This window comes from Campylobacter sp. IFREMER_LSEM_CL2101, from assembly GCF_025771825.1.
GTDB lineage: Bacteria > Campylobacterota > Campylobacteria > Campylobacterales > Campylobacteraceae > Campylobacter_D > Campylobacter_D lari_C.
On the sequence record NZ_JAKMQZ010000020.1, the window covers coordinates 1 to 4,698 of the forward strand.

Annotated in this window: 4 protein-coding genes and 1 pseudogene; 3 read left to right on the top strand and 2 right to left on the bottom strand. The window is 28.7% G+C overall.

Features of this window, described 5'->3' with window-relative positions:
* Window positions 1-138 precede the first annotated feature (138 nt).
* The gene (locus L8V88_RS07845) at window positions 139-1,158 is read left to right on the top strand and encodes a replication initiation protein (protein WP_263727451.1); all 1,020 of its coding nucleotides are present in this window, start codon (window positions 139-141) and stop codon (window positions 1,156-1,158) included.
* 19 nt (window positions 1,159-1,177) lie between these two features.
* Here the strand turns inward: L8V88_RS07845 and L8V88_RS07850 are convergent, their stop codons facing one another.
* A complete protein-coding gene (locus L8V88_RS07850) occupies window positions 1,178-1,405 on the bottom strand; it encodes a hypothetical protein (RefSeq protein ID WP_263727452.1) in 228 nt (75 codons plus the stop codon).
* A gap of 789 nt (window positions 1,406-2,194) precedes the next feature.
* On the opposite strand from L8V88_RS07850, the pseudogene L8V88_RS07855 reads away from it, so the two are divergent.
* Window positions 2,195-2,468 (top strand): annotated as a pseudogene (locus L8V88_RS07855) (hypothetical protein).
* Window positions 2,434-3,708 (top strand): mobilization protein, encoded by a 1,275-nt coding sequence (locus L8V88_RS07860; protein ID WP_263727453.1) that lies wholly within the window; start codon window positions 2,434-2,436, stop codon window positions 3,706-3,708. The pseudogene L8V88_RS07855 and the gene L8V88_RS07860 overlap by 35 nt, the downstream one beginning before the upstream one ends.
* Window positions 3,709-4,083: 375 nt before the next feature.
* On the opposite strand, the gene L8V88_RS07865 is transcribed toward L8V88_RS07860, so the two are convergent.
* Window positions 4,084-4,254, bottom strand: a complete 171-nt coding sequence (locus tag L8V88_RS07865) for a hypothetical protein (protein WP_263727454.1) — start codon at window positions 4,252-4,254, stop codon at window positions 4,084-4,086.
* Window positions 4,255-4,698: the final 444 nt, after the last annotated feature.

The following is a 4,698-nucleotide window of genomic DNA, read 5'->3' on the forward strand; positions in this document are numbered from 1 at the left end:
ATGAAACGACATAGTAAGCGTTTTGTGAGATTATACCTAAATTTTAGGTTTTTTAAGCTTAAAGTTGAAGTATTTTTCTAACAAAACCGCAGGGGCAGAGAAGCCCCTTGCCTTGATTGTCTTACTTTGGATATGCAAATGAGCGAAATAGTTAAATATCACAACGATTTTAATAAAATTCAGTTGCCTAGCTTTACAGAAATCGAACAAGATTTATTGTGTGGTTTAATGGTAAAACTTAAAGAAGAAAAAGGCAAAGTAACATTCTATCCTTGGGACTTAAGAAACATTCTCAAAAGTAGTTATGATAATAATAGTTTAATGGAATTTGTGTCTTCTCTAAAAAGGAAATTTTTTAAAGCTGACTTTACAATAATTGAAAAAACAACTAGAGGAGAAAAAGAAGTTGAAGCACACAAGACAATAAACCTTTTTACAGAATTTGCAATTTATGTTTATGCAAGCTCAAAAGATTTAGAGAGTATAGAAATACAAGTTAATCCACGCTTTGAATATATTTTAAATCAGCTTACAGCTAATTTCACAGCTTTTGAGCTTAGCGAGTTTGTGAGCCTTAATGGCAAATATACAAAAACTTTATACAGACTTTTAAAGCAATTTAGAACCACAGGCAAAGCTTATCTTGAGTGGGAAGAATTTTGTAGGGTTATGGATATACCTGAAAATTATGAGCAAAGAAATATAGACCAAAGAATTTTAAAACCTGCTATCAAAGAACTTTCTAAAGAACGCAATCTATTTGATCAAATCAGAGTGCCTTTTAAAAATCTTGCTTATGAAAAAGAAAAAACCGCAGGGCGTGGGCGTGGCGGTAAGGTTTCAGGTATTACCTTTACTTTTAAACCTGAAAATATCCAAATGCAAAAACTAGAAAATCAAAGTCAAAAAATAATGAGCGATGAGCAAAAATATTTAAAGATTTTAAACAATATGAAACTTAATCAAGTTAGATTTGATTATAATGACAAGCTTTGGCAATTTAATGATTTTGATTTTGATGAATTTAAAATTATTGCAATAGAGCTTGCAAGAGATGAATACGAGAATTTAAACTTTGGAAACTTTATGCACTTTAATACTAAAAATCAAGAGCAGTTTTTTAAAATGATTAATACCTTTAGGAATGGGATTAGATAAAAATCATATACTAAAAAAATTATTGTTTTTTAGTAAAGTCAAAATTTATCTTATTGATATCCTGTTGTCCATTGAAAAAATATAATAAAAATTCAGGCTTTTTATCATTTTTATCAAAATTAGGATTTTTTACAACTACAGCATTTAAATTTCCTCCAATCCTTCCAATTAGAACTTCTTCACCTTTTAAATTTTTATGTTTCCATAGCCCTGTAATTAGACTACTCTGTTGCTGTTCTTTCTCCATTTTTTTCCTTCAACCATATATTATTAAAGCTATATTTAATTATACTTAGCATTATATCACATCATTTTTTTTTGTCAAGGGTTTTTAATGAAAAATAAAATAATATAGTTAAAACATAAGAGAAACAATCATAAATTAAGGTATTTTGTAGTATAGTATTGAAGTTTTTTTATGGAAGATTGAGCAATAATCTTCCATAAATTCTTTTTAATAGCTAGCGACTATTAAAAGTATTCTAAAAATAACTCTTGCTAATAAAATCAAATGTTTTATCTTGCATTTGTATTTATTAGAAATCATCTCTACATTACCTCCTCTCTGCTAAATAAGATTTTTAATATTTAGCATGGAAGAGGCAAATAAACATTTAAACATTAGATCATATAATCATCAGAATATACATCTAACACGGAATTATACTTTATTAAATTTAATTTAAAATAAAAGTGCCTTATATATTAACAGAATGGTACCATATACAGCTAAAGTATATAAAACCAATCCCCGGGACTATAATTTACAAAATAACTCTATAATATGCAATATAAAGCTATATAACACTATAAATGCTAAAAGTTAAAAAAGAAGTAAAGTAATTCTATAAATATAGACAATTAAGCAAATTCGATCAAAAAATCATCTTTCGATATATCTGTTTAATTCTAAAAAATGCTATAATTATCTTATTGAAGGATACAAGCTATCCGCCACTTGTGCAAAGTGTCGAGCTTGTAAGGGGTGCAACCCCTTAACCCCGCTAATAAAAATCAAAAAAGGAAAAATTTAAAAATGCAAAAACAATATCCCGAAGTGCATAACCTAGAAGAAAGCCTTGCGATACTTAAAAAAATATAAAGATGATGTAAATAAGGAAGATTATGAAGGTATAAAATCTGTTATAAGTAATCATGCGATAGAGAGTATTTACATGAATGAATTAGATATTATCGCTATGATAAAACAAAGTGCTTTAAAGCTAAGTACTGATGAAATTATTGCTGAATACAAAGAAAAGGGATTTGTAGAATATGCCAAAAATTGCCACCGCTCATTGCAATCCTAAAAAACAACCTGCATTAAACCACAATGATAGAACCAACGATAATGCTAAGACAATCACTAAAGAACTTACGCATTTAAATGAATACTCTTGCACTAGCAATGAAGTGCGTAAGAACATAGAAAGGCTTTATAAAAAAGCTTATGAAAATTTTTATAAATATTGTGAAAATAAGAATGGTTTAGCTAAAAGTGGAAAGCCTAAAGGACTTCAAAATTTTACTAAAAAAGAAAAATGCTATCACGAGTTTATATACGAAATCGGCGAAAATACTACAATGGAACAATGTCAAGAGCTTACGCAAAAAATTGCAGAGCTTACAGGATTTACACCTTTACAAGTTGTAATCCATAGAGATGAAGTAAGTGAGAATGCTAAAGGGGAAAAACAAACCCATTATCACGCCCACGCGGTATTTTTTACACTCGATAACAATGGCTTACAACTTGCTAGGCGTGAAGCAAGTTTGAACAAAGCCAATCTTAGCAAAATACAAACCCTAACCGCACAAAGTTTAAAAATGGAGCGTGGAGCTAATCGCTACGAGAATAACGAAAAGCAACCTCAATACATACAAGATTATAAAACATACGCTCAATTTAAAGAACAAGAAAAAGTATTGCTTCAAAAAATACAAAAACAAGAACATCAATTAGCACAGATAGCTCTAGAATTGAAAGAAAAAGAAAAAGAGATACAAGACAAAGCTAAAAAGCTAAAATCGAAAGAAAATGAATTGCAAACAAAAATAGAGCAATATCAAAAACATATACAAACTTTAGAGTTAGGACATGAAAAAGTCTTAAAGGAGCTTACGCAAGAATTTGAAAATCACCTAAGCTTATGGAAAAATATTCTAACTTTTGGAAAATACAATGCTAAGGTAAGAGAAGACTATCAGATAACTAAAAATGCTTTTTTAATTAGCACAAATGAAAGCAAGAAAGAAGCTAACAAAGAGCTTGAATATTTAAAATTTGAATACCATAAAGTCAAAGATGATAGAGATAATTTAAGAACTTTGTTTGAAGCACACAAGACAAATAATGAAAGATTAGAAACTCGACTAAAAGAAATAGGCAGATGGTGCGAAAAAAATTTAAGCGTGGAGCAGTTAAAAGAAATATTTCCATTAAAAGCCGAAAGAATAGAAAAAGAGCTTAAATATCAAAGAGCTTTTGAAAATTCTTTTGAACAAGCAAAAACTAAAAGAAACAATAGAGGATTTGGGTTTAATAGATAGTTTTCCTTTTTGGTGCTTTAGTAAATAGCACCTTAGCAGGTGCTATGATTTGCGATAATTGGGGTGCGGGGGCTGTCTGAGTGCGTAGCACGGAAGATGGACAAAACCCACCCTAATATTAAGATTAAGCAGATATATCTAAAAGCTGAACTTTTTTGCTAGTATTTGCTTGATTATCAGCATTTATAGAATTACTTTGTTCTTCTTTTTTAGCTTCAGCTTCTACTTTTTTTGTATCTTCTTGCTGTTTAGCAATCGCCTCTTCTAATGCAGGTTTATCTCAATATTCTACTTTGGTATCTACCAAGCCGTGACAAGTATTAACAAACATTAACAATATCCTGTCCATTTGCAAAAAGCATCTTGATAAATAGGTTAATGTATTGTTTGGCAATTATGAAAAGTTGCACAAGTTATACTTCTACCTTCTATATATTCTTGTTGTGAATTATTAAAATTTTTCTTGCTATGATAACTATGATTTGAAGCTGAAGCAACGCTAGATAATGAAGCAATAACTGCTAAACCTAAGATAATTTTTTTCATTTTAATCCTTTCTATGATTAAAATTTTGATATATGAATAATTATAAAAACTAAAAAAATTAATTTAATATTAAACGAGAAAAAAATCAAAAAAAGTTTTTAGCTAAAAAACAACTTCAATTTTTTCTAGCACTCGCGTTTTTTATATTTTTTTATATTTTTTTATATTTTTTTATATTTTTTTATATTTTTTTATATTTTTTTATATTTTTAGTGGGCTTTCTAAGCTCTATGTGATGGGGTCTAGCGAAATATTAAGGCAACAAATTTAAACTATTAAGGCAACAAATTTAAACTATTAAGGCAACAAATTTAAACTATTAAGGCAACAAATTTAAACTATTAAGGCAACAATATATTTGACAAATGTTTCCTTAATATGCTACAATAAAAAATCCGCCTTGAGTTTTCACTCTTGGCGGAAATTTATCAATCAAGGCTAACT